We start from the raw sequence: 20,515 nt of genomic DNA on the forward strand, positions 1-20,515 counted from the left end.
CTTCAATGTCTATTGTGAACGGCGCGCTTGCAGCAGGTTGATAACGGCCGGGACTCGCGTTCCTTCCGAAGTGAGGTACTCCTCGAACTGTAGCACAACAGTATCGACGATCGCGCGCACATCCTCTTCGGTGCCGTTGAAATGCGCGATCACACGCGCAGCAGGTCCCACACGGGTGCATAGCAGGGCTGCGTCTTCGACCGATAGTGGTCCGTTTAGCACCAGCGAAACCGTCGTGACCTGAACATCAACCAGCCCCGCATCGCGCATCAGGCCAGCGACTCTGTCCTTGTCATGGAAGGCGAGCGGCCCAGGGGCATTCCGGTCAACTTTAGGCGGCTGACCCAACCGCGCTGTGGCAGCGATATGCGGGGTTTTGAACCAAGGGTTGTCAGACAGACCGCCCCAAGCGGCAAAGGTCATCTGCGCACCGGGCTTCAGGGCGCGAGCCATGTTGGCGAAGGCGACGGTCGGGTCGGCAAAGAACATGACGCCGAACCTTGAGATCATCGCGTCAATATCGCCCCGCGAAAGCTCTGTGGTCTGAGCGTCGGCATATTGAAACGAAAGATTGCCCAGACCAGCATTGCTGGCCCGCTGGCGCGCGCGCTCTAGAAACTGTTCCGATATGTCGATGCCGCGCACCGCACCCTCAGCCCCAACAAGCTGCGCAGCGGCCAGCGCAGATGCGCCAGTGCCACAGCCGATATCAAGAATCCGCATGCCCCGTGACAAGCCAGATCGTTTCAGGACCAGTTCCAGGACGGGCTGAAACAAGGTGTCCAGCTGATCTTCAAAGGTCAGCCAGCGGGTACCCATTTCAGACTTGCCCCAGAACTCTTCCTGATCCCCGTTGATGTTCAGCATCGCAGCCCCCTTTTGAGGGGAACTATGACCTCCGGCGGCGACGGCGGCCAGTCTTTTCCTCATCGCCGCCACCGGTGTTGAAGGACGGTGCGGGCAGGGTGACGACCTGTGCGAGTTCCGGGAATGGGTCCGTTTTGTGCGGGATCGCGTTGGCGGCAACGAAGTGGTCCTGGAACTTCGGCTCGATGGCGGTTTCGATCTTGGTGATCTCGCGGACGACACGCTCGATCTCGGCGCGCGAGCCGATGTTGCACAGTGCAATCCGGGCGCCGGTACCAGCCGCGTTGCCCGCGCTAGAGACCTTATCGAGCGGTGCATCCGGGATCATGCCCAGAACCATCGCGTGCTTGGTCGAGATATGCGCACCGAAGGCCCCGGCCAGAACCACGCGATCCACGCGGTCGACCTCCATCTCGTCCATCAATAGGCGCGCACCCGCATAAAGTGCCGATTTCGCCAGCTGGATGGCCCGGATATCGCCTTGGGTGACCGTGATCCGAGGGCCACCTTCCGCGCTGGAATCATGGATCAGATAGGCGTGTGTGCGCCCTTCAGGAACGCAGCGGGGCGTGCCGGTTTGCTCGGCCGATCCGATCAGGCCGCTTTCGTCCAGCAGGCCAGCGATGCGCATCTCGGCCACCGCCTCGATGATGCCAGAGCCGCAGATGCCGGTGATGCCAGTGGTGGCGATGTCCTGATCAAAGCCGTCCTCATCGGACCATTTCTCGGATCCGATCACGCGGAAGCGGGGTTCCTTGGTGACGGGGTCAATCTCGATCCGCTCAATCGCGCCGGGGGCGGCGCGTTGGCCAGAACTGATCTGCGCGCCTTCGAATGCGGGCCCAGTAGGCGACGAGCAAGCCAGAACGCGGCTGGTGTTGCCCAGCAGGATTTCGGCATTGGTGCCCACGTCCACGATTAGCACGAGGTCTTCGGATTTGCCGGGTTCTTCCGACAGGGCAACGGCGGCACAGTCGGCACCCACGTGACCGGCGATACAGGGCAGGATGTAGATCTGCGCGCGCGGGTTCATCGTGGTCAGGTCCATCTCACGCGCGGGCAGAGACATGCTTTCCGAAGTCGCCAGCGCAAACGGAGCTTGCCCCAGTTCGACCGGGTCCAGACCCAGCAGCAAGTGGTGCATGACCGGGTTACAAACAAACACCGTCTCAACGATTAGGCTGGCGTCAATGCCCGCTTCTTCAGCGATCGAGGTGGTCAGGTCATTGATCGCCTCACGCACGGCTTTGGTCATCTCCTGATCGCCGCCGGGGTTCATCATGGCGTAGGAAACTCGGCTCATGAGGTCTTCGCCGAAGCGAATCTGAGGGTTCATCAGACCGGATGAGGCCTTGACCTCACCCGTCTCCAGATCGGTCAGATGCGCCGCAACCGTGGTCGAGCCGAGGTCGATGGCCAGACCATAAAGGCCCCCTTCGTGCAGGCCGGGCCAGATTTCGACGATGCGGGCCGCCGAGTCCTTATGGCCTTTGTGAACGGCGACAGTGACTTCCCATTTGCCTTTGCGCAGCACCGGTTGCAGCTTGGACATCAGGGAAAGATCGGCGGTAACAGCCTCGATCTTCCACTGCTCGCGCAGGGCACGTTCCAGACGCTCCAGATCGCCGGTGGGCGAGTGCATGTCGGGCTCTTCGACGACCACGAAATACAGCCGCGTGGCCGGGTCCATGGTGATGGCGCGCACCGCCGCGGCCTTACGGACTACCTGACGGTGAACTTGGCTTTCGGGCGGCACATCGATCACCACATCGCCCTGAACCGAGGCCTGACAGCCCAAACGACGACCGGGCTTCAGGCCACGCTTGTCATCATAGCGCTGCTCCACCGCGTTCCATTCACTCAACGCGTCTTCCGAGACGGTAACGCCGTGCTTGGGAAACTCGCCGTAGCTGGGCGTGATCTGACATTTCGAGCAGATGCCGCGCCCTCCGCAAACCGAATCCAGATCGACGCCCAGCTGTCGGGCGGCGGTCAGAATCGGGGTGCCAACGGGAAAGTGCCCGCGTTTGCCCGAGGGGGTAAAGACGACAAGGGGATCGGTGGTCATGGTCGGCCTGCCTAAATTGTGTTCGCGCGTATGCCGGGGAAGATATGAGTTTATTCACAAAGGGAAAGCCCTGTCAGCGGCACGTTTTGTACAACGAGCGTCGTTTTGTGACGTGCTATTCCTACCCAAGGGCAAACAACTTGGGTTCTGGGGCTTTTCCTTCGGGTCAATCCATGCAATAGGGTCACCGCCAAACGGGCTTTTGCATGGGGTTTGATGATGCAGATTCGTGAGGCACTTACCTTTGACGACGTACTTCTTGTTCCGGGCGCATCTTCAGTGCTGCCGGCAACAGCGGATACGACGACGCGCGTGACGCGTCAGATTTCCATGAACATCCCGCTGCTCAGCTCGGCCATGGATACGGTGACCGAGGCGCGTATGGCCATCGCCATGGCGCAGGCCGGTGGGATCGGTGTGATCCACAAGAACCTATCGGTTGAGGAACAGGCCCGCGAGGTACGCCGGGTGAAACGGTTCGAATCGGGCATCGTTTACAACCCAGTGACGCTGCGCGCCGATCAGACGTTGGCAGACGCGCAGGCGCTGGTGCAGCGCTACAACTTCACGGGTTTCCCGGTTGTGGACGAGCAGGGCCGCGTTGTCGGCATCGTGACCAACCGGGACATGCGATTTGCCACGTCGGACGACACGCCGATCAAGGCCATGATGACCTCGGACAATTTGGCGATGCTGCAAGAGCCTGCCGATCTGGAAGAGGCCAAATCCCTGATGCGCGCCCGTCGGATCGAAAAGCTTCTGGTCGTTGATGGCGAGGGCAAGCTGACCGGTCTGCTGACCCTGAAAGACACTGAACAAGCCGTTCTGAACCCGACGGCCTGCAAGGACCACCTGGGCCGTCTGCGCGTCGCCGCCGCGACCTCGGTCGGGGATGCAGGGTTTGAGCGCTCGGAACTGTTGGTCGACTCGGGGGTCGATATTATCGTCGTCGATACCGCTCACGGCCATTCCGAAGGTGTTCTGGAGGCGGTCAAACGCGCCAAAACGCTTTCGAACGAAGTTCAGATCATTGCAGGTAACGTCGCAACGGCTGACGCCACCAAAGCGCTGATTGATGCGGGCGCGGATGCGATCAAGGTTGGTATCGGGCCGGGCTCGATCTGTACCACTCGGATGGTGGCCGGTGTCGGGGTACCTCAGCTGACGGCGATCATGGACTGCGCCTCAGCTGCCGGAGATGTGCCGGTGATCGCGGATGGTGGTATCAAGTTTTCGGGCGATTTCGCCAAGGCCATCGCGGCGGGTGCGTCCTGCGCCATGGTCGGCTCGATGATCGCGGGTACGGATGAAAGCCCGGGTGAGGTGATCCTGTATCAGGGCCGCTCTTTCAAATCCTATCGCGGCATGGGCAGCTTGGGTGCAATGGCGCGCGGTTCGGCGGATCGCTATTTCCAGAAGGATGCCGCCAATGACAAGCTGGTGCCGGAGGGGATCGAAGGTCAGGTGCCCTATAAAGGCTCTGCAGGAGCGGTTGTTCACCAGCTGGTCGGCGGTTTGCGCGCGGCCATGGGCTATACCGGCTGTGCCACAGTCGAAGAGATGCGCAAGAACTGCAATTTCGTCAAAATCACCGGGGCGGGTCTGAAGGAAAGCCACGTGCATGACGTGCAGATCACGCGCGAAAGCCCGAACTACCGGGTTATGTGATCTGGTGATCTGTTGCAGGCGGCGCCCCGACGCGGGCGCCGTTTTGCGTTCTTGGAAAGCCGACGGAGGGAAAGATGACACCGGCAGCCCGTGTTCAGGCCTCGATCGAGATCCTTGACCAAATTCTGGACGGCGCGCCCGTTGAAAAAGCCCTGACTGGGTGGGCGCGGCGCAGCCGGTTCGCTGGCTCCAAGGATCGCGCAGCGGTGCGGGATCACGTTTTTACGGCCTTGCGCTGCAAACGGTCCTTTGCGGCGCTTGGGGGGGCTGAGACGGGTCGCGGCCTGATGATCGGAGCGATGCGTGCTGCGGGGCAGGCGCCTGGCACTCTCTTCACTGGCGAACGCCACGCGCCTGCGCCGATTGAAGCCTCTGAGCTGGGTCGAGGTTTCGTGTCACTGGCCGAGCAGTTTGATATTCCAGACTGGCTCTGGCCCCGGTTTTCCGCGTCTTTTGGGGATGCGGCGACTGAGGCCGCAGCGGCGCTGCAAAGCCGCGCTCCGGTGCATCTTCGGGTCAATTTGCACAAAACAGACGTGGAAGGCGCGACCCGTGCTTTAGAGGCTGACGGGGTTCAAACTGAACTCCATCCCGCCTGCGAGACGGCTCTTGCTGTGATTGAGGGCGCACGCAAGGTTGCGCAAAGCCGGGCTTATCTGGAGGGTCTGGTCGAGCTACAGGATGCGGCCAGTCAGGCGGTTGTGGCGGCTTTGCTCCTGAAACCCGGTTTGCGCGTTCTTGATTATTGTGCCGGCGGTGGTGGGAAATCACTGGCCCTCGCGGCCCATCAAGGAGTCGAGGTGTTTGCACATGACATCAACCCCAAACGCATGCAGGACCTGCCGAACCGTGCTGACCGTGCGGGCGTAAAAGTGACCTGCCTTGAGACACCGGAACTAGCCCGTTTCGCGCCCTTTGACATCGTGCTGGTCGATGCACCTTGCTCGGGAAGTGGCTCGTGGAGGCGCGCTCCGGCCGGAAAATGGGCTCTGAGTGAAGAGCGCTTGATTGAATTGAGCCAGCTGCAACGCACGATCCTGGGTGAGGTCGCGCCACTGGTTCATCCCAAAGGTCTTCTCGCCTATGCGACCTGTTCGATGCTTCAGGACGAAAACACACAGGTTATTGGAAGCTTTGTGTCGGAGAACCCCGATTGGACGGCGAAGCTTCAACGGAATTGGCGTGTTACGGATGGCGTCGACGGGTTTTTCACGGCGCATCTGATAAGATAGGAACCCATTAAAACAACCTCAGGTAGTTTTCTTAGTCCCTTAACTTTGTTAAGCGGGCATTAACCATTTTGGATCGTTATTGCTCTCAAAAAAGCTACCCGGGTCGTTCATGTCCGATTCAACATATTCGTTCTCCTATCCCCGTTCGCGGAGAACGCCATCTGTTGCACGTGTTTTAGCGCTGGTTGGACTGGCCGCCCTTTTATATGTCGCGCCATATACGGGTCGGGTGCCGGCGGACTGGACGCAAGGCATGATCGTCGTCGGAGTCTCGGTCCTTTTTGCGACACTCTGGATTCTGATCGATGGCCTCTTTGCCGACAAGGCCGCTCATCAAACCCTTGATATGCTGGCAGTTTTTGTGGATCAGGACGATTGCGCAAGCGTTATTGCCGATGAAGAGGGCACTGTTCTGGTCGCCAATCCAATTGCGCGCGAACAGTTGAAAGCCGAGCCGGAGGCAACGCTGCCCGAGGTCCTGCGCTCGGTCTTCGCCAACCCGTCGAGCCTTCTACTGAGGTTGCAGACACTGGCCCAAGCAAATGGCTCAGCGGATGAGGACATCATCACAGTTGGCGAGAATGTCCCGGTTTCGGTTGTTCGATTGGCAGACCACCTGTTCGGCTGGCGGATTAAGCTTGGCCACCAAGGGCAATGGGACAAGATCACCCTTCCCGTGCTGACCATCGGCCGGGGCGGGCGCCTGTTACACCTTAATACCGCCGCAAGGGCCTTTTTCGGCGCGGCACCGGGTTCGATTGACAATATCTTTCCGAACGAATTGCCACATGATGGTCAAATCTGCTCGGTCCCTGCTTATGAGGGGGAAAGACGCGTCGCGGTCACTGGCGTATCGGCGTCGGGGGCGGAACGGCACCTTGTTTTGATGCCGGTTTCTCAGCCTGTCCAACCCGAGCATGGATCCTCACTTGCCGAACTGCCCGTCCCGATCATTTGCATGACGCCCGAGGGGACCATACTGCAGGCAAACCAGATGGCGTTGGCTCTCTTGGGTGATCTCTGCCTAAACGAGACCAATATTGACCAGATCCTGCAGGGGCTGAACCATCCAATTCTCGAGTGGCTGGCGCAAACGGCATCGGGCGAGGATTCCGCCCGATCCGAATTCCAGCGACTGACCCGCGACGACAAAGAACTGTTTGTGCAGGTCACTCTGGACCGTGTTCAGATCGACGGGAAAACCCACCTCATCGCGGTTCTGAACGACGCGACCGAGTTGAAAACACTCGAGGCGCAATTTGTTCAGGGACAGAAGATGCAGGCTGTCGGCCAGTTGGCCGGTGGGGTTGCGCATGATTTTAACAATCTATTGACCGCGATATCAGGTCATTGCGATCTGCTGCTGCTGCGCCATGATCAAAACGATCCCAACTATGGTGACCTCGTTCAAATCAATCAGAATGCCAATCGCGCGGCGGCTCTGGTCAGCCAGCTTCTGGCCTTTTCGCGCAAACAGACCTTGCGGCCTGAGGTTCTGGACGTGCGCGACACCATCTCGGACCTCATCCACCTATTGAATCGATTGGTCGGTGAGAAAGTTCAATTGACGCTCAGCCATGATCCTGTCCTTAAGCCTGTGCGTGCTGATAAACGGCAGTTGGAGCAGGTGTTGATGAATCTCGTCGTTAATGCGCGCGATGCAATGCCTGAAGGCGGTGAGATTCGCATCGAAACCGAGGTGCTGAGCCTGACCGAGCCCTTAAGCCAAGACCGGGCCACGGTTCCGCCTGGTGATTACATGACCGTCAAGGTGATCGACAGCGGCGTCGGTATTCCCGCCGACAAGCTGCAAAAGGTGTTTGAGCCGTTCTACACCACCAAACGCACGGGCGAGGGCACCGGGCTTGGCCTTTCCACTGTTTACGGGATCGTCAAACAGACGGGCGGATTCATCTTTGTCGACAGCGCTGTCGGTCGCGGTACCGAGTTTTCACTGCTCCTGCCGGTTTGTGTCGAAGCGAAACCCGTCGAGGTTCAGCCCGAAGATGTTCCAGATTCCAAAACCGCGCGTCAGGGCGAGGGCGTTGTTCTTTTGGTCGAAGACGAGGCGCCGGTGCGCGCCTTCGCAACCCGCGCGTTGCGCCTGAAGGGCTATACGGTGCTCGAGGCGGAATCCGCCGAGGATGCTTTGACCTTGCTGGAAGATTCCGACCTGAATGTCGACGTGTTCGTAACGGATGTGGTCATGCCCGGAATGGACGGCCCGACCTGGGTTGCCAAAGCCATGGAGACAAGGCCCGATGTCCGGGTCGTATTTGTCTCGGGCTATACCGAGGGCGCGTTTGGCGACTCGGGCCCCCAGGTTCCGAACTCGACCTTTCTGCCCAAACCATTCTCTTTGACGCAACTGACTGAGGCCGTTTTTCAGCAGATGAACTGACGCCTATTGCGCCGCGTCATAGACCGCAAAATCGGCCCTAGAATGCTTGCGGTATGCCGCTTCGGTTTCAGAAGACAGAATTGTCTCTGCGGGTGGCGAGACGTTCTCGCGCTGCAAAGTGAAGTCGTAGTTCAATCGGCTTTGCAGGAATTCCACGATTCTGTCCTGATGGTCGTATTTGAAAACATAACTGGCCCCAACGCCGTTGTTTCGGGGGCGGAAGAACTGACTCTGACTGCCGACATTGGCAAATTCGGGCTGAGGGGTCTGCATATAGGCCTGCACGAAGGCGTCGAAGCTAACATCGCGCGTAGAATGCGGATGACCTATGCGATCTTCGCGCCGACGAAACCTGTACCAGCTGCCCAGCCAATCAATGGGTTCACGGACAACGGCCATGATCTCCATCTCGGTGTCGTACATTTTGCGGAACATGTTCTGAATAAAACGGTCATATCGGCGCACCGGCGCATGTTTAAGCTCCGGCGGGTGGGTGATCACAAGATCGGCTCGGGCGCGCAACGCGGAGTTATATGCGGTGCTGCCGGTTTTGGGAACAGATAAAAACGCAAGGCGTTCCTTATAGAAAACAAGCATTTAGTGTTCCCACGTCGATGATAGTTCGGATAACAGATTGGCGTAAACGGATCTTTAACACAATTGGCCAAGAGTAAGTTCTGTAAGTTTTAGTTGAAATGTTCTCTTTTTGGTCCCATAAGGAACAAGAGGCGAACAAAGCAGCGATTGCCGCCCGGCAAAGGGTGTGACAAAAGGGAAGGCGACAGGACAATGGCGGATCTTCTGACGATGAGCGACAAGAAAAACGCGGACAAGCAAAAGGCGCTCGATAGCGCGCTGGCCCAGATCGAACGGCAATTCGGCAAAGGCTCGATCATGAAGCTGGGCGAGGATGCCAAGCAGGATATCGAGGCAAGCTCGACCGGGTCTCTGGGTCTTGATATCGCGCTGGGAATCGGCGGTCTGCCGATGGGCCGGATTGTTGAGATTTACGGGCCTGAGAGCTCAGGCAAAACAACGCTGACCCTGCATTGTATTGCCGAACAGCAAAAGCGCGGCGGTGTCTGCGCGTTTGTCGACGCAGAACATGCGCTTGACCCGCAATATGCCCGCAAGCTGGGCGTTGATCTGGACGAACTGCTGATCTCGCAGCCTGACACCGGCGAACAAGCGCTGGAAATCACCGACACACTGGTTCGGTCTGGCGCGGTGAACATGGTCGTGGTCGACTCGGTGGCGGCGCTGACGCCGAAATCCGAATTGGAAGGCGACATGGGCGACAGCAACGTCGGCGTTCAGGCCCGTCTGATGAGTCAGGCGATGCGCAAACTGACCGGCTCGATCAGCCGTTCGAATTGCATGGTAATCTTCATCAACCAGATTCGGATGAAGATCGGCGTGATGTTTGGCAGCCCGGAAACCACGACCGGTGGCAACGCGCTGAAGTTCTACAGCTCGGTTCGTCTGGACATCCGCCGTATCGGCGCAATCAAAGATCGAGATGAAGTGGTCGGTAACCAGACCCGTGTCAAAGTCGTTAAGAACAAGGTGGCCCCTCCGTTCAAACAGGTGGAATTTGACATCATGTACGGCGAAGGCATCTCGAAAATGGGTGAGCTGCTGGATCTTGGCGTCAAGGCCGGTGTGGTCGAGAAGTCGGGTTCGTGGTTCAGCTACGGGGACGAACGGATCGGGCAGGGTCGCGAAAACGCCAAGCAGTATCTGCGCGATCACTCTCGGATCGCTTTGGATATCGAGGACAAGATCCGCGCGGCCCATGGTCTGGACTTCGACATGCCGCCCGGAGTGGCCGAGGATGACGATATCCTCGAGGCCTAAGGAACGCGCGAGAGGGAACACCAGAAATCTCCCAGCGCTCCGACAGTGCTGAGAATAACTTAAACAGGGCGGTCCGTCGGGGCCGCCTTGTTTCGTTTGGAAGGTCAATGCTGTGGACACTCTGCAGGCACGGCGATAAACCTGCGCAGACCATTATGATTGCGCGCTGAGAGAGCCCCATGCCAACGTTGAACGACATCCGATCGACCTTTCTGAACTACTTTGCCAAGCAGGGGCACGAAGTGGTGGCGTCCAGCCCTCTGGTGCCGCGCAACGATCCGACTTTGATGTTCGTGAACTCGGGCATGGTGCAGTTCAAGAACCTGTTCACCGGTGTTGAAACGCGCGACTACCAGCGCGCGACCACCGCGCAAAAATGTGTGCGGGCAGGCGGCAAGCACAATGACCTCGACAATGTGGGTTATACCGCGCGCCACCACACTTTCTTTGAGATGCTGGGGAACTTCTCCTTCGGTGACTATTTCAAGCACGACGCGATTCCCTTCGCATGGGAGTTGATCACCAAGGAATTCGGCATCGACAAAAACCGTCTGCTGACCACGGTCTATCACACCGACGACGAAGCCTTTGAAATCTGGAAGAAAGTCGGCGTTCCCGAGGATCGCATCATCCGTATCGCTACCAGCGACAATTTCTGGCAGATGGGGCCGACCGGACCCTGCGGTCCCTGCACCGAGATTTTTTATGACCACGGCGATCACATCTGGGGCGGCCCTCCGGGATCGGCTGAGGAAGATGGCGACCGGTTCATCGAAATTTGGAACATCGTTTTCATGCAGAACGAGCAGTTCGAGGACGGCTCGATGGTGGAGCTTGACATGCAGTCGATCGACACTGGCATGGGGCTGGAGCGGATCGGCGCGCTGCTGCAAGGTAGCCATGACAACTACGACACCGACCTGTTCAAGACACTGATCGAGGCTTCGGCGGAGGCGACCGGCGTTGATCCTTATGGCGATCAGAACGTTCACCACCGCGTGATCGCGGACCACCTGCGCTCAACCTCGTTCCTGATTGCTGACGGCGTGATGCCCAGCAATGACGGACGTGGCTATGTTCTGCGCCGGATCATGCGCCGCGCCATGCGTCACGCACACCTTTTGGGCGCCAAGGATCCGGTGATGCACCGGCTGGTGCCCTCGCTCGTACAACTGATGGGCGCGCAATACTCGGAACTGGGGCAGGCGCAGGCGTTGATCGAAGAGACTCTGCTGCTGGAAGAAACACGGTTCAAGCAAACGCTGGATCGCGGCCTGAAGCTGCTGGATGACGAGGTCGCGGGCCTGCCCGACGGTGCTGCTTTGTCCGGTGATGCGGCGTTCAAGCTCTATGACACCTATGGGTTCCCACTCGATTTGACCCAGGATGCCCTGCGGGAAAAAGGCCGGACCGTCGATACTGACGGGTTCGATGCGGCCATGGCAGAGCAGAAAGCCAAGGCCCGCGCGGCATGGGCCGGTTCCGGCGAGGCTGCGGATCAGGCGGTTTGGTTTGACGTGGCCGACAGCGCTGGCGCGACCGATTTCCTGGGCTATGACACCGAAAAAGCCGAGGCTCAGGTCGCGGCGCTGATCGTCGATGGCGCTCTGGTCGACAAGATCGAACAGGGTGGCAGTGGCTGGGTCGTCGTGAACCAAACACCGTTCTATGGCGAGGCTGGTGGTCAGGTCGGCGACAGTGGTGAGCTACGCCGCCTCGATGCGCGCGAAGAAATTGCGCGCATTGAAGACACCAAGAAATTCGCCGATGGCAAAGTCTATGCACACAAGGTGACCGTGGATCATGGCACCCTATCCAAAGGTGACGCGGTTGAGCTAGAAGTGGATCATGCGCGCCGTTCGGCCATTCGTTCCAATCATTCTGCCACGCACCTTTTGCACGAAGCTCTACGAGAGACTTTGGGCAATCACGTAGCTCAGCGGGGTTCTTTGAATGCCTCGGATCGTTTGCGGTTCGATTTCAGCCATTCCAAGGCTCTGACTCTGGAGGAAATCCAAAAGGTCGAGCGTGAGGTGAACGATTTCATCCGCCAGAACTCGAGCGTAGAAACCCGGATCATGACGCCGGACGACGCACGTGAACTGGGTGCTCAGGCTTTGTTTGGTGAGAAATACGGCGACGAAGTTCGCGTTGTTTCGATGGGTAAGGCGCCGACCGGCAAGGGCCAGGATGGCGAGACTTGGTCGATTGAACTCTGCGGTGGCACGCATGTCCGCCAAACCGGCGATATCGGCACGTTCGTTGTACTGGGCGACAGTGCAAGCAGTGCAGGTGTCCGGCGGATTGAGGCGCTCACGGGCGATGAAGCCTTCCGCTATCTGTCCGCGCAAGATCACCGCTTGGCACAGGTCGCGTTAGAGTTGAAAGCACAGCCGGATGACGTGGTCACACGTGTGAAATCTCTGCTGGATGAGCGGAAAGCCCTGCAAAACGAAGTTGCTCAGCTGCGCCGCGATCTCGCTATGGCAGGCGGGGCCGGGCAGGGCGGCGGCGCGGAAGCGACCGAAGTCAACGGCGTCAAGTTTCTGGCCCAGACACTCAGCGGTGTGTCCGGCAAAGATCTTCCTGCATTGATCGACGAACACAAAAGCCGACTGGGATCTGGCGCGGTTCTGTTGATCGCGGACACAGGCGGCAAAGCGGCTGTCGCGGCTGGGGTCACCGCGGATCTGACCGATACGGTTTCGGCCGTTGATCTGGTCAAAGCCGCAGTGGTTGAGCTGGGCGGCAAGGGCGGCGGTGGTCGCCCGGATATGGCTCAAGGTGGCGGCAAGGACGCGACCAACGCAGATGCGGCAATCAAAGCCGCCGAACAGGTATTGGAGAGGTAAGATGGCTGCTCTTTGGATTGCACATGTCACGGTAACTGACACTGAAGCTTATGGAAAATACGCCGAGCTGGCGGGACCCGCGATCGCACAGCACGGCGGAGAGTTCATCGCGCGTGCCGCGCGTTACGTACAGCTCGAAGGTAAGGAGCGTCCGCGCAATGTGGTCGCACGTTTCCCTTCAGTTGAGGCCGCGGTCGAGTGCTATAACTCCGCCGCATACCAAGAAGCGCTCGATCACGCCCGCGGGGCAAGCGAGCGCGAATTGGTCATTGTTGAGATCACCGACTGAGAATCAGCTGTTTCAGCCGGGTCGGTTTGACGGACTCAGCGAAAATCAGCACATAAAATCCCGCGCGGCTTCCATTTCTTTCTCGGGGGTCCCGATTGCGTTAAAAGTTTATTAAAAAACAATACATTACATCGATTAAACACTCTAACCCAGTTATAAATGTGGCGGATTGCCCTCAATTCTTGCCCGAAATTGCCGCGGATTGTGACGAATTTCCGCCTTTTTTACCCCTGATCTTCAACATTGATTGCGTCACCAAAGCCAGTTGCGGTTAAAGTCGGAAAACTTCGACACCCTGATTGGCCGGACTCACGCGGGCAACATGGATTGAGGAACGGGTATGAAATATTCGGCAGTAGGTTTTTCGGCGGGTCTTCGGTCGGTCGCCAGATTTTCAGGGCGCTCCGTTGGGATTTGCGCTTTGGTCCTGACGTCGTTCTTCACTGCTTCTGTGGCGCAAGCGTCCGAGGGGGCGTTCATCACTGCGATTTCAACCTCTCCGCCGCCGTCTGGAGCACAACAACTTTGCCGTCAGTACAGCTGGGCCTGTTCAGGCCAACGAGCGGCGTCGTTGACGAGCAAGCAGGAAATGCAGATCGTCAAGAAAGTGAACTTGCAAGTCAACGCGTCCACCCGTGCAATTACAGACCAATCTCAATACCGACAGCGTGAGTTTTGGGCCTTGCCGACGACACGGGGCGGTGATTGCGAAGACTTTGCCTTGTTGAAAAAGCGCAATCTGATCAAAGCAGGAATAGATCCTAGCAAGCTTTTGATTGCCACGGTACTGGATACGCGTCGGAACGCGCATGCTGTGTTGGTGTATCGATCAGCTCAGGGCGATCTGGTTCTGGACAACTTGACCAACAGCATCAAACCGTGGAAAGCGACTCGGTATCTGTTTCTGAGGATGCAAGACCCAAAGCAGCCGCGCCGTTGGGTCGGGGTTTACGGGAATAGTTGACCAAATCTACAATCTGAATAGGTAGGGGCGCCTGCTTGGGCGCCCTTTTTGATTCTCGCAGTGTACAACAAACCTGCAGCTGGAATTGTGTTCTAAGCAGGATCAGAAACCTCAGAACTTTGTTATGTGACGTCGCCGCCTTTGCCGTCGTCGCCACCTTTGCCGTCGTCGCCGCCTTTGCCGTCGTCGCCACCTTTGCCGTCGTCGCCACCTTTGCCGTCGTCGCCGCCTTTGCCGTCGTCGCCGCCTTTGCCGTCGTCGCCGCCTTTGCCGTCGTCGCCACCTTTGCCGTCGTCGCCACCTTTGCCGTCGTCGCCGCCTTTGTCATCGGGACCGCCGTCGTCACCCGGAGGATTTCCAGACGGACCACCCGTAGTACCGGGATTTCCATCAGGTTTGCCATCTCCGGATCTTTGATCAGCGAACCCTGTGGATGCGGTCGGCAAGTCCGAAAGCAGCGCGGCCAGTTGCGGGCATTCCGCACCCGTACGGGCCAGGAAGTTACCGAAATCGGCGCGACGCTGAATGTAACGGATCATGCCCGATGTGACGGCGTCACATTCGCAGAGGATCTCGGGCGAGCTTGCAGCCTGACGTGCCGTTGAGACAGTACATGCGGCTTGTGCGGCTGTAACGCCTACCATTTGAACGGCAACAGCTGCGGCGATTACTTTTAGTTTGCTGGAATGGATGCCCATGATGGAACTCCTCGGTACTCGTTAATCTCTGCGTCGAACTTATGCACCAAAACCAAATGGGCTTGTATGAACGACGTCACACTTTGGACAAGATTACACCTTTTTAAGGTCGAACTTACAAGTCGCCGCCCACTTGGCGAGATTGCCAAAAGACAGGAAAAATCGCAAAAATCACTTAAAACCAATAAGAAAGGCCAGCCGAGGGCTGACCGCTCCTTGAATGCCATTTTTCAAGATTGAGGAAATAATGTCACAAAAATGGCATTGTTTCCCAATCGAGAACGGCGATTTATCCGGCTTTCGCCATCCGTTTCCGCTCATGCGGGTCAAGGAATCGCTTGCGAAGACGGATCGCGTTGGGCGTCACCTCGACCAGTTCGTCGTCATCAATATAGGCAATGGCTTCTTCCAGCGAGAACTGGATGTGGGGTGTCAGGCGCACCGCGTCGTCCGAGCCGCTGGCCCGCACGTTGGTCAGTTTCTTGCCTTTCAGCGGGTTCACTTCCAGATCGTTGTCGCGGGAATGCTCGCCAATCACCATGCCCTGATACACATCGGTCTGAGGGCCAACGAACATGCGGCCACGCTCTTCGAGGTTCCACAGAGCGTAAGCGACGGCCTGGCCATTCTCCATCGAGATCAGAACGCCTGCGCGGCGGCCCGGGATCTGACCTTTATGTGCGGCCCAGCCATGGAACACGCGGTTCAGAACACCGGTGCCGCGGGTATCGGTCAGGAACTCTCCGTGATAGCCGATCAGGCCACGGGACGGCACATGCGCGATAATCCGGGTCTTGCCGGCACCGGCGGGGCGCATCTCGACCAACTCGCCCTTGCGAGCACCGGTGATCTTTTCAATGACTGCGCCCGAGTATTCGTCATCCACGTCGATCGTGACTTCTTCGACAGGCTCCAGCCGTTGACCGTCTTCCTCGCGGAACAGAACCTGCGGACGAGAGATGCTGAGCTCGAACCCTTCGCGGCGCATGTTCTCGATCAGAACGCCCATCTGCAATTCGCCTCGACCGGCCACTTCGAAAGCCTCGCCGCCGGGCGTGTCAGTGATGCGGATCGCGACGTTCGACTCTGCCTCTTTCATCAGGCGGTCGCGGATGACGCGGGACTGCACCTTCTTGCCGTCACGACCAGCCAGAGGCGAGTCGTTGATGCCAAAGGTCACGGTAATGGTCGGCGGGTCGATGGGCTGCGCAGGCAGGGGCTCTTCGACCTGAGGGGCCACCAGCGAGTCCGCGACGGTGGCTTTGCTCATACCTGCGATGGTCACGATGTCACCGGCCTCGGCCACATCGATCGGCTGTTGGGCCAGACCGCGGAAGGCCAGAATTTTCGACGCGCGGAAATTCTCGATCAGCGAGCCATCGCGGCTGAGCGCCTTGAGGCTGTCGCCCGCTTTCAGAGTACCGCTTTCCACACGACCCGTCAGAATACGACCGATGAAGGGGTCGCTGCCCAAGGTCGTTGCCAGCATGCGGAACGGCTCGTCTTTCTTTTCGGCCTGTTTCGGCGCAGGTACGTGATCGACGACCAGATCGAACAGCGCGGTCAGGTCCTTGCGCGGCCCGTCCAGCTCCATATCCGCCCAGCCCGAACGGCCCGATGCATACATTGCCGGGAAGTCCAGCTGATCATCATCAGCGCCGAGGTTGGCGAAGAGGTCGAAACACTCATCCAGCGCGCGGTCGGGTTCGGCATCGGGTTTGTCGACCTTGTTCAGGACCACAATGGGGCGTAGGCCCAGTGCCAGTGCTTTGGAAGTCACGAATTTGGTCTGAGGCATCGGACCTTCAGCCGCGTCAACCAGCAGGACAACACCGTCCACCATGCTGAGGATACGCTCAACCTCGCCGCCGAAATCGGCGTGGCCGGGGGTGTCGACGATATTGATGCGCGTGCCTTTCCATTCGACCGAGGTCGCTTTGGCCAGAATGGTAATGCCGCGCTCGCGTTCCAGATCGTTGCTGTCCATGGCGCGTTCCGCCACGGCCTGATTTTCCCGGAACGCGCCGGATTGTTTGAGCAGCTCATCCACCAGGGTCGTTTTACCGTGGTCCACGTGAGCGATGATTGCGATATTGCGCAGGTCCATGAGAGGTCAGCCTTTGAACGGGAAGTTGCCCGGCGCATAGCGCGGCTTGACGCAATATACCAGCCCAAACCGGCGTTCAGTGACCTGCGGTCTTTGAAAACAGATGAATGATCAGGATTCCGGCCAATATCAGGGCCAGCCCCAGAACCGCCCAAAGGTCGAGCTTTTGCCCAAACACCACAAAGCCGATGATTGCGATGAAAAAAATCCCAAGCCCGGACCAGATCGCATAGACGATGCCCACTGGCATGTATTTCAACGTCAATCCCAACAGGTAGAACGCCACTCCGTAAGCAACTACGACCAGAACCGAAGGCCAGAAGCGCGAGAATTGCTGACTGGCCTGCAAGGCCGTTGTGCCTACGGTTTCGGCAAAGACGGCCATCAGCAGGATCAGGTAGGCTTTGGGCATGATCTCAACCTTTTGCATGCAAATCACGCGCGAATTCTCAACATGAAACAGGCCGCCCCGGCAAGCACATTCGGTTGCTTGGGTGCGTGACACCACAAGATAAAGGTCGGGTATACCTGACTACGATCTGATCACAATTTATGCAAATAACAGAACAGTATTTGTTGATTTGTTTTCGAGTTTTTCAATGACTGTGTTTATTAAATACGTCGTTTTTGCTTCGACTCTTATTGCGGCGCTAGGGTGGCTTGCAGACGGGGGGTCCGTCAGTTCTGATGCAGCCCAAATGTTAGTTGGTTTCTTTGTTTTGTAGTTTTGGCGTTAATCAAGATCCAAGCAGGGAAAAGGGCCTTATTGGCCCTTTTTCTTTTGCCTAACCCCTCGCTGAAACCGTAAAGTAATCTGCCAAATACGGTTGCAACCAATCCCAAAGACCGGGCGCACCGCGTTCGATGGCGGGCCGTACCCGCGCTTCGATCTGAGGGTAGGTCACGGCATAGTCTACCCACGAGCCGCCGCCCGTTTCAAGATTGGCAATTGGGGTTTGAAACCGGTCAACAGCCTTGGCGAACCGCGCATCTGCCGAGTTGGCGCTCTCAAACTCATGCCAGAGATCCGAAAACGCCTGCGTTTGATCCTGGGGCAATAGTCCGAACAGGCGTCGCGCTGCGGCCTCTTCCTTTTCGGCTTGGGCGGCGTGATCGACCTGACCGTGGATCGGGTGATCTCCCGCGTCGATCTCGACAATATCGTGAAGCAGCAGCATGTGCAGGACGCGGTTCAACTGGACCTCAGCGTGGGAATGTTCGGCCAGAACCCACGCGTACAGCATGATGTGCCACGAGTGCTCAGCCGAGTTTTCGAACCGATCAACCGCCATCAGGCGCGACGCGCGCATGACGGATTTCAACTGATCCGCCTCAACCAGAAACGCCAACCGTTGGGTAAAACTGTTTTCCTCGGTCGGCGCATCCGCCAACAGCGCAGCCGCGTGTTCATAGGCCTGAGGCAGCGCCTCACTCAGGTAAGCCGCGCGCCCGGTCGCGAGGTTCTCGCGCGCAATCTGGATATGATCTGGCCGTCTAGGAGAAGCATACAGCACCTGAAACAGGGGCTGACACCGGTCGAGCATCTTGGCGAACTTGGCGTCGGGCGTCTGGTCGGCTTCGAATTCCGTCCATAGGTCCAGAAAACCCTGGGTCTGGTCTGGCGGCAATAGACCGAACAAATCCAGAGCCGCGGCGTGTTCGGCCTTGGCGACGCTCTGCCAGTCGGTCTCGAGATGGATTGGATGATCGCCCACAATGATCTCGACGAGATCATGCAGCAACAACATGCGGATGACTCGATCAATCGACACATCCGGCCCGGCCAGAGGCCCCATGACCAGCGCCCAAAGAGCCAGATGCCAGCTGTGTTCTGCGGAATTCTCGGGCCGGGATTGATCTAGCAGGGTGTTTGCCCGATCCACCGTCTTCAACTTGTCCGCTTGTTTCAGAAACGCGATTTGCGCGGACAGTCGATCATTCATTGTTTTTCAATCGCTTTCAGCTTGGAGCGGTGATCTGTCAGGCGTTTGATCACGAATTGGCGGGCTTGACGTTCGGACAGGCGCACGCGGATCTCGGTCAGAAAGGCCTCTTCCAGAGATTGGGAGGAGGCCGCCAGCAAGTTGCCGACCTCCATGTAAAACCGATCGTCGCCGGTTTCATCCATGACCTTCAATGTATCCTCGGCCAGTTTGGCAGCGAGGGTATTGATGGTGTCTGTCATCAGCGCGTGTTCTCGGTCAGGCGGCGTTTCACATAGTCGCTGACATCGGTGATGAGCGTATCCATGTGCTGATCCTGGAAGAAGTGATCCGCGCCTTCGACCTCATTATGCGTGATGGTGATGCCCTTCTGCTCATGCAGCTTGTTGACCAGCGCGGTTGTATCCGCCGGAGGTGCCACGCGGTCGGACGAGCCGTTGATGATCAGGCCCGAAGACGGGCAGGGTGCGAGGAACGAGAAATCGTACATATTCGCTGGGGGCGACACACTGATGAAACCGGTGATTTCCGGGCGTCGCATCAGCAACTGCATTCCGATCCAGGCACCGAACGAGAAGCCTGCAACCCAGCAATGCTTGGAGTTGTTGTTCATCGACTGCAGATAGTCGAGCGCCGAGGCGGCATCGCTCAACTCGCCCACACCCTGGTCATATTCGCCCTGGCTGCGGCCTACGCCGCGGAAGTTGAAGCGCAACACGGTGAAGCCCATGTTATAGAACGCGTAGTGCAGATTGTAGACCACCTTGTTGTTCATGGTCCCGCCGAACTGAGGATGCGGGTGAAGCACGATGGCGATCGGTGCGTCTTTTTCCTTTTGCGGGTGGTAGCGGCCTTCCAGGCGGCCTTCGGGTCCGGGAAAAATCACCTCGGGCATGTGTGCTTTGGTCCTGTCTTTATCTTGGGCGCCGGGAAATACTTGACTGTATTCGTTGGGCACCTTAGAACGGTTCTAAATGTGATATCCTGCGCAACGCGCTGTCAGTCGGAGATACGCACTGGCGGCGGCGGCGTCAATGATTTCGCGTCCAACTTGCCGAAGGGAAATGACAATGAAGCTGTCGACAAAGGGCCGGTATGCCATGGTGGCGCTGGCGGACATTGCGCTGCAGCCCTCGGACAAGATCGTGACACTGGGTGAAATTTCGGAACGGCAGGATATCTCGCTGCCGTATCTTGAGCAGTTGTTCGTCAAACTGCGCCGGGCTGAGCTTGTGACTTCAACCCGAGGTCCGGGTGGTGGGTATCGCCTCGCACGGCAGCCGTCGGAGATCCGCGTTGTCGAGATTTTGTCTGCCGTAGATGAGACGGTGGATGCAATGGCCAAGGGGGCCGGGGCCTCGGGTGCGTCCTCGGGCAGCCGGGCGCAATCCCTGACGAACCGGCTTTGGGAAAGCCTCAGCGCACATGTCTATGTGTTCCTGCATCAGACCCGCCTGTCCGATGTGATCAAGAATGACCTCGCGCCCTGTCCGGCGGTTCCGAGCCTGTTTGCCGTTGTGGATGAGTGATCCGTAGCCTCTGAATGCAAGTTTCAGAAATATCTGGGAA

General features: G+C 58.2%; 17 protein-coding genes. 8 read left to right on the forward strand and 9 right to left on the reverse strand.

The annotated features are described in order from the left end of the window. Positions 1 to 9: 9 nt before the first annotated feature. Together ACR0I8_RS00620 and ACR0I8_RS00625 are read right to left on the reverse strand one after the other, a co-directional pair. Positions 10 to 930 carry a class I SAM-dependent methyltransferase gene (locus ACR0I8_RS00620; RefSeq protein ID WP_480702622.1) on the reverse strand — a complete coding sequence of 307 codons (921 nt, stop codon included), beginning with the start codon at positions 928 to 930 and terminating at the stop codon, positions 10 to 12. Beyond that, positions 890 to 2,935, reverse strand: a complete 2,046-nt coding sequence (locus ACR0I8_RS00625) for an ASKHA domain-containing protein (protein ID WP_170688636.1) — start codon at positions 2,933 to 2,935, stop codon at positions 890 to 892. The genes ACR0I8_RS00620 and ACR0I8_RS00625 overlap by 41 nt, the downstream gene beginning before the upstream one ends. Positions 2,936 to 3,154: 219 nt before the next feature. On the opposite strand from ACR0I8_RS00625, the gene guaB reads away from it, so the two are divergent. From guaB to ACR0I8_RS00640, 3 genes are all read left to right on the forward strand, one after another. Then, a complete protein-coding gene (gene guaB, locus ACR0I8_RS00630) occupies positions 3,155 to 4,603 on the forward strand; it encodes an IMP dehydrogenase (protein WP_170374314.1) in 1,449 nt (482 codons plus the stop codon). 74 nt (positions 4,604 to 4,677) lie between these two features. Continuing rightward, positions 4,678 to 5,835, forward strand: a complete 1,158-nt coding sequence (locus ACR0I8_RS00635; RefSeq protein ID WP_170688637.1) for an RsmB/NOP family class I SAM-dependent RNA methyltransferase — start codon at positions 4,678 to 4,680, stop codon at positions 5,833 to 5,835. Between the two features lie 109 nt (positions 5,836 to 5,944). Beyond that, a complete protein-coding gene (locus tag ACR0I8_RS00640; RefSeq protein ID WP_170688638.1) occupies positions 5,945 to 8,236 on the forward strand; it encodes an ATP-binding protein in 2,292 nt (763 codons plus the stop codon). A gap of 3 nt (positions 8,237 to 8,239) precedes the next feature. Here ACR0I8_RS00640 and ACR0I8_RS00645 read toward each other — a convergent pair whose 3' ends face one another. Beyond that, the gene (locus tag ACR0I8_RS00645) at positions 8,240 to 8,833 is read right to left on the reverse strand and encodes a sulfotransferase family 2 domain-containing protein (RefSeq protein WP_170688639.1); all 594 of its coding nucleotides are present in this window, start codon (positions 8,831 to 8,833) and stop codon (positions 8,240 to 8,242) included. 192 nt (positions 8,834 to 9,025) lie between these two features. On the opposite strand from ACR0I8_RS00645, the gene recA reads away from it, so the two are divergent. From recA to ACR0I8_RS00665, 4 genes are all read left to right on the forward strand, one after another. Further along, the gene (recA, locus tag ACR0I8_RS00650) at positions 9,026 to 10,093 is read left to right on the forward strand and encodes a recombinase RecA (RefSeq protein ID WP_170548797.1); all 1,068 of its coding nucleotides are present in this window, start codon (positions 9,026 to 9,028) and stop codon (positions 10,091 to 10,093) included. Between the two features lie 179 nt (positions 10,094 to 10,272). Then, on the forward strand, positions 10,273 to 12,945 hold the full coding sequence (gene alaS / locus ACR0I8_RS00655) for an alanine--tRNA ligase (protein WP_170688640.1): 2,673 nt from the start codon (positions 10,273 to 10,275) through the stop codon (positions 12,943 to 12,945). 1 nt (position 12,946) lies between these two features. Next, positions 12,947 to 13,234, forward strand: a complete 288-nt coding sequence (locus tag ACR0I8_RS00660; RefSeq protein ID WP_170688641.1) for a DUF1330 domain-containing protein — start codon at positions 12,947 to 12,949, stop codon at positions 13,232 to 13,234. A gap of 340 nt (positions 13,235 to 13,574) precedes the next feature. Then, complete coding sequence (locus ACR0I8_RS00665) at positions 13,575 to 14,198, forward strand: transglutaminase-like cysteine peptidase (protein WP_170688642.1); 624 nt, start codon at positions 13,575 to 13,577, stop codon at positions 14,196 to 14,198. 122 nt (positions 14,199 to 14,320) lie between these two features. On the opposite strand, the gene ACR0I8_RS00670 is transcribed toward ACR0I8_RS00665, so the two are convergent. The 6 genes from ACR0I8_RS00670 to ACR0I8_RS00695 form a co-directional block, all read right to left on the reverse strand. Beyond that, positions 14,321 to 14,896, reverse strand: coding sequence for a hypothetical protein (locus ACR0I8_RS00670; RefSeq protein ID WP_480702625.1), 576 nt, complete (start codon positions 14,894 to 14,896; stop codon positions 14,321 to 14,323). A gap of 289 nt (positions 14,897 to 15,185) precedes the next feature. Then, entirely contained in the window at positions 15,186 to 17,003 is a 1,818-nt protein-coding gene (typA, locus tag ACR0I8_RS00675) for a translational GTPase TypA (protein WP_170641564.1), read from the reverse strand. Positions 17,004 to 17,079: 76 nt separating this feature from the next. Then, positions 17,080 to 17,415 (reverse strand): DMT family transporter, encoded by a 336-nt coding sequence (locus ACR0I8_RS00680; protein ID WP_170373682.1) that lies wholly within the window; start codon positions 17,413 to 17,415, stop codon positions 17,080 to 17,082. 373 nt (positions 17,416 to 17,788) lie between these two features. Continuing rightward, on the reverse strand, positions 17,789 to 18,946 hold the full coding sequence (locus ACR0I8_RS00685) for an HD domain-containing protein (protein ID WP_170688643.1): 1,158 nt from the start codon (positions 18,944 to 18,946) through the stop codon (positions 17,789 to 17,791). Further along, complete coding sequence (locus ACR0I8_RS00690) at positions 18,943 to 19,188, reverse strand: hypothetical protein (RefSeq protein WP_170373684.1); 246 nt, start codon at positions 19,186 to 19,188, stop codon at positions 18,943 to 18,945. The genes ACR0I8_RS00685 and ACR0I8_RS00690 overlap by 4 nt, the downstream gene beginning before the upstream one ends. Next, positions 19,188 to 19,841, reverse strand: coding sequence for an alpha/beta hydrolase (locus ACR0I8_RS00695; RefSeq protein ID WP_170373685.1), 654 nt, complete (start codon positions 19,839 to 19,841; stop codon positions 19,188 to 19,190). Before ACR0I8_RS00695 ends, ACR0I8_RS00690 begins: the two co-directional genes overlap by 1 nt. Before the next feature lie 175 nt (positions 19,842 to 20,016). On the opposite strand from ACR0I8_RS00695, the gene iscR reads away from it, so the two are divergent. Then, the gene (iscR, locus tag ACR0I8_RS00700; protein ID WP_170688644.1) at positions 20,017 to 20,475 is read left to right on the forward strand and encodes a Fe-S cluster assembly transcriptional regulator IscR; all 459 of its coding nucleotides are present in this window, start codon (positions 20,017 to 20,019) and stop codon (positions 20,473 to 20,475) included. Positions 20,476 to 20,515 lie beyond the last annotated feature (40 nt).

Source organism: Ruegeria sp. BG9 (assembly GCF_056538305.1).

Excerpts from the sequence above, each read along its gene's own strand:
- ACR0I8_RS00695 (WP_170373685.1), bottom strand. The coding sequence starts at position 19,841 with ATGCCCGAGGTGATTTTTCCCGGACCCGAAGGCCGCCTGGAAGGCCGC.
- ACR0I8_RS00620 (WP_480702622.1), bottom strand. The coding sequence starts at position 930 with ATGAGGAAAAGACTGGCCGCCGTCGCCGCCGGAGGTCATAGTTCCCCT.
- ACR0I8_RS00685 (WP_170688643.1), bottom strand. The coding sequence starts at position 18,946 with ATGAATGATCGACTGTCCGCGCAAATCGCGTTTCTGAAACAAGCGGAC.
- ACR0I8_RS00625 (WP_170688636.1), bottom strand. The coding sequence starts at position 2,935 with ATGACCACCGATCCCCTTGTCGTCTTTACCCCCTCGGGCAAACGCGGG.
- typA (WP_170641564.1), bottom strand. The coding sequence starts at position 17,003 with ATGGACCTGCGCAATATCGCAATCATCGCTCACGTGGACCACGGTAAA.
- recA (WP_170548797.1), top strand. The coding sequence starts at position 9,026 with ATGGCGGATCTTCTGACGATGAGCGACAAGAAAAACGCGGACAAGCAA.
- ACR0I8_RS00690 (WP_170373684.1), bottom strand. The coding sequence starts at position 19,188 with ATGACAGACACCATCAATACCCTCGCTGCCAAACTGGCCGAGGATACA.
- ACR0I8_RS00680 (WP_170373682.1), bottom strand. The coding sequence starts at position 17,415 with ATGCCCAAAGCCTACCTGATCCTGCTGATGGCCGTCTTTGCCGAAACC.
- ACR0I8_RS00645 (WP_170688639.1), bottom strand. The coding sequence starts at position 8,833 with ATGCTTGTTTTCTATAAGGAACGCCTTGCGTTTTTATCTGTTCCCAAA.
- alaS (WP_170688640.1), top strand. The coding sequence starts at position 10,273 with ATGCCAACGTTGAACGACATCCGATCGACCTTTCTGAACTACTTTGCC.
- ACR0I8_RS00640 (WP_170688638.1), top strand. The coding sequence starts at position 5,945 with ATGTCCGATTCAACATATTCGTTCTCCTATCCCCGTTCGCGGAGAACG.
- ACR0I8_RS00665 (WP_170688642.1), top strand. The coding sequence starts at position 13,575 with ATGAAATATTCGGCAGTAGGTTTTTCGGCGGGTCTTCGGTCGGTCGCC.
- ACR0I8_RS00670 (WP_480702625.1), bottom strand. The coding sequence starts at position 14,896 with ATGGGCATCCATTCCAGCAAACTAAAAGTAATCGCCGCAGCTGTTGCC.
- guaB (WP_170374314.1), top strand. The coding sequence starts at position 3,155 with ATGCAGATTCGTGAGGCACTTACCTTTGACGACGTACTTCTTGTTCCG.
- iscR (WP_170688644.1), top strand. The coding sequence starts at position 20,017 with ATGAAGCTGTCGACAAAGGGCCGGTATGCCATGGTGGCGCTGGCGGAC.
- ACR0I8_RS00660 (WP_170688641.1), top strand. The coding sequence starts at position 12,947 with ATGGCTGCTCTTTGGATTGCACATGTCACGGTAACTGACACTGAAGCT.
- ACR0I8_RS00635 (WP_170688637.1), top strand. The coding sequence starts at position 4,678 with ATGACACCGGCAGCCCGTGTTCAGGCCTCGATCGAGATCCTTGACCAA.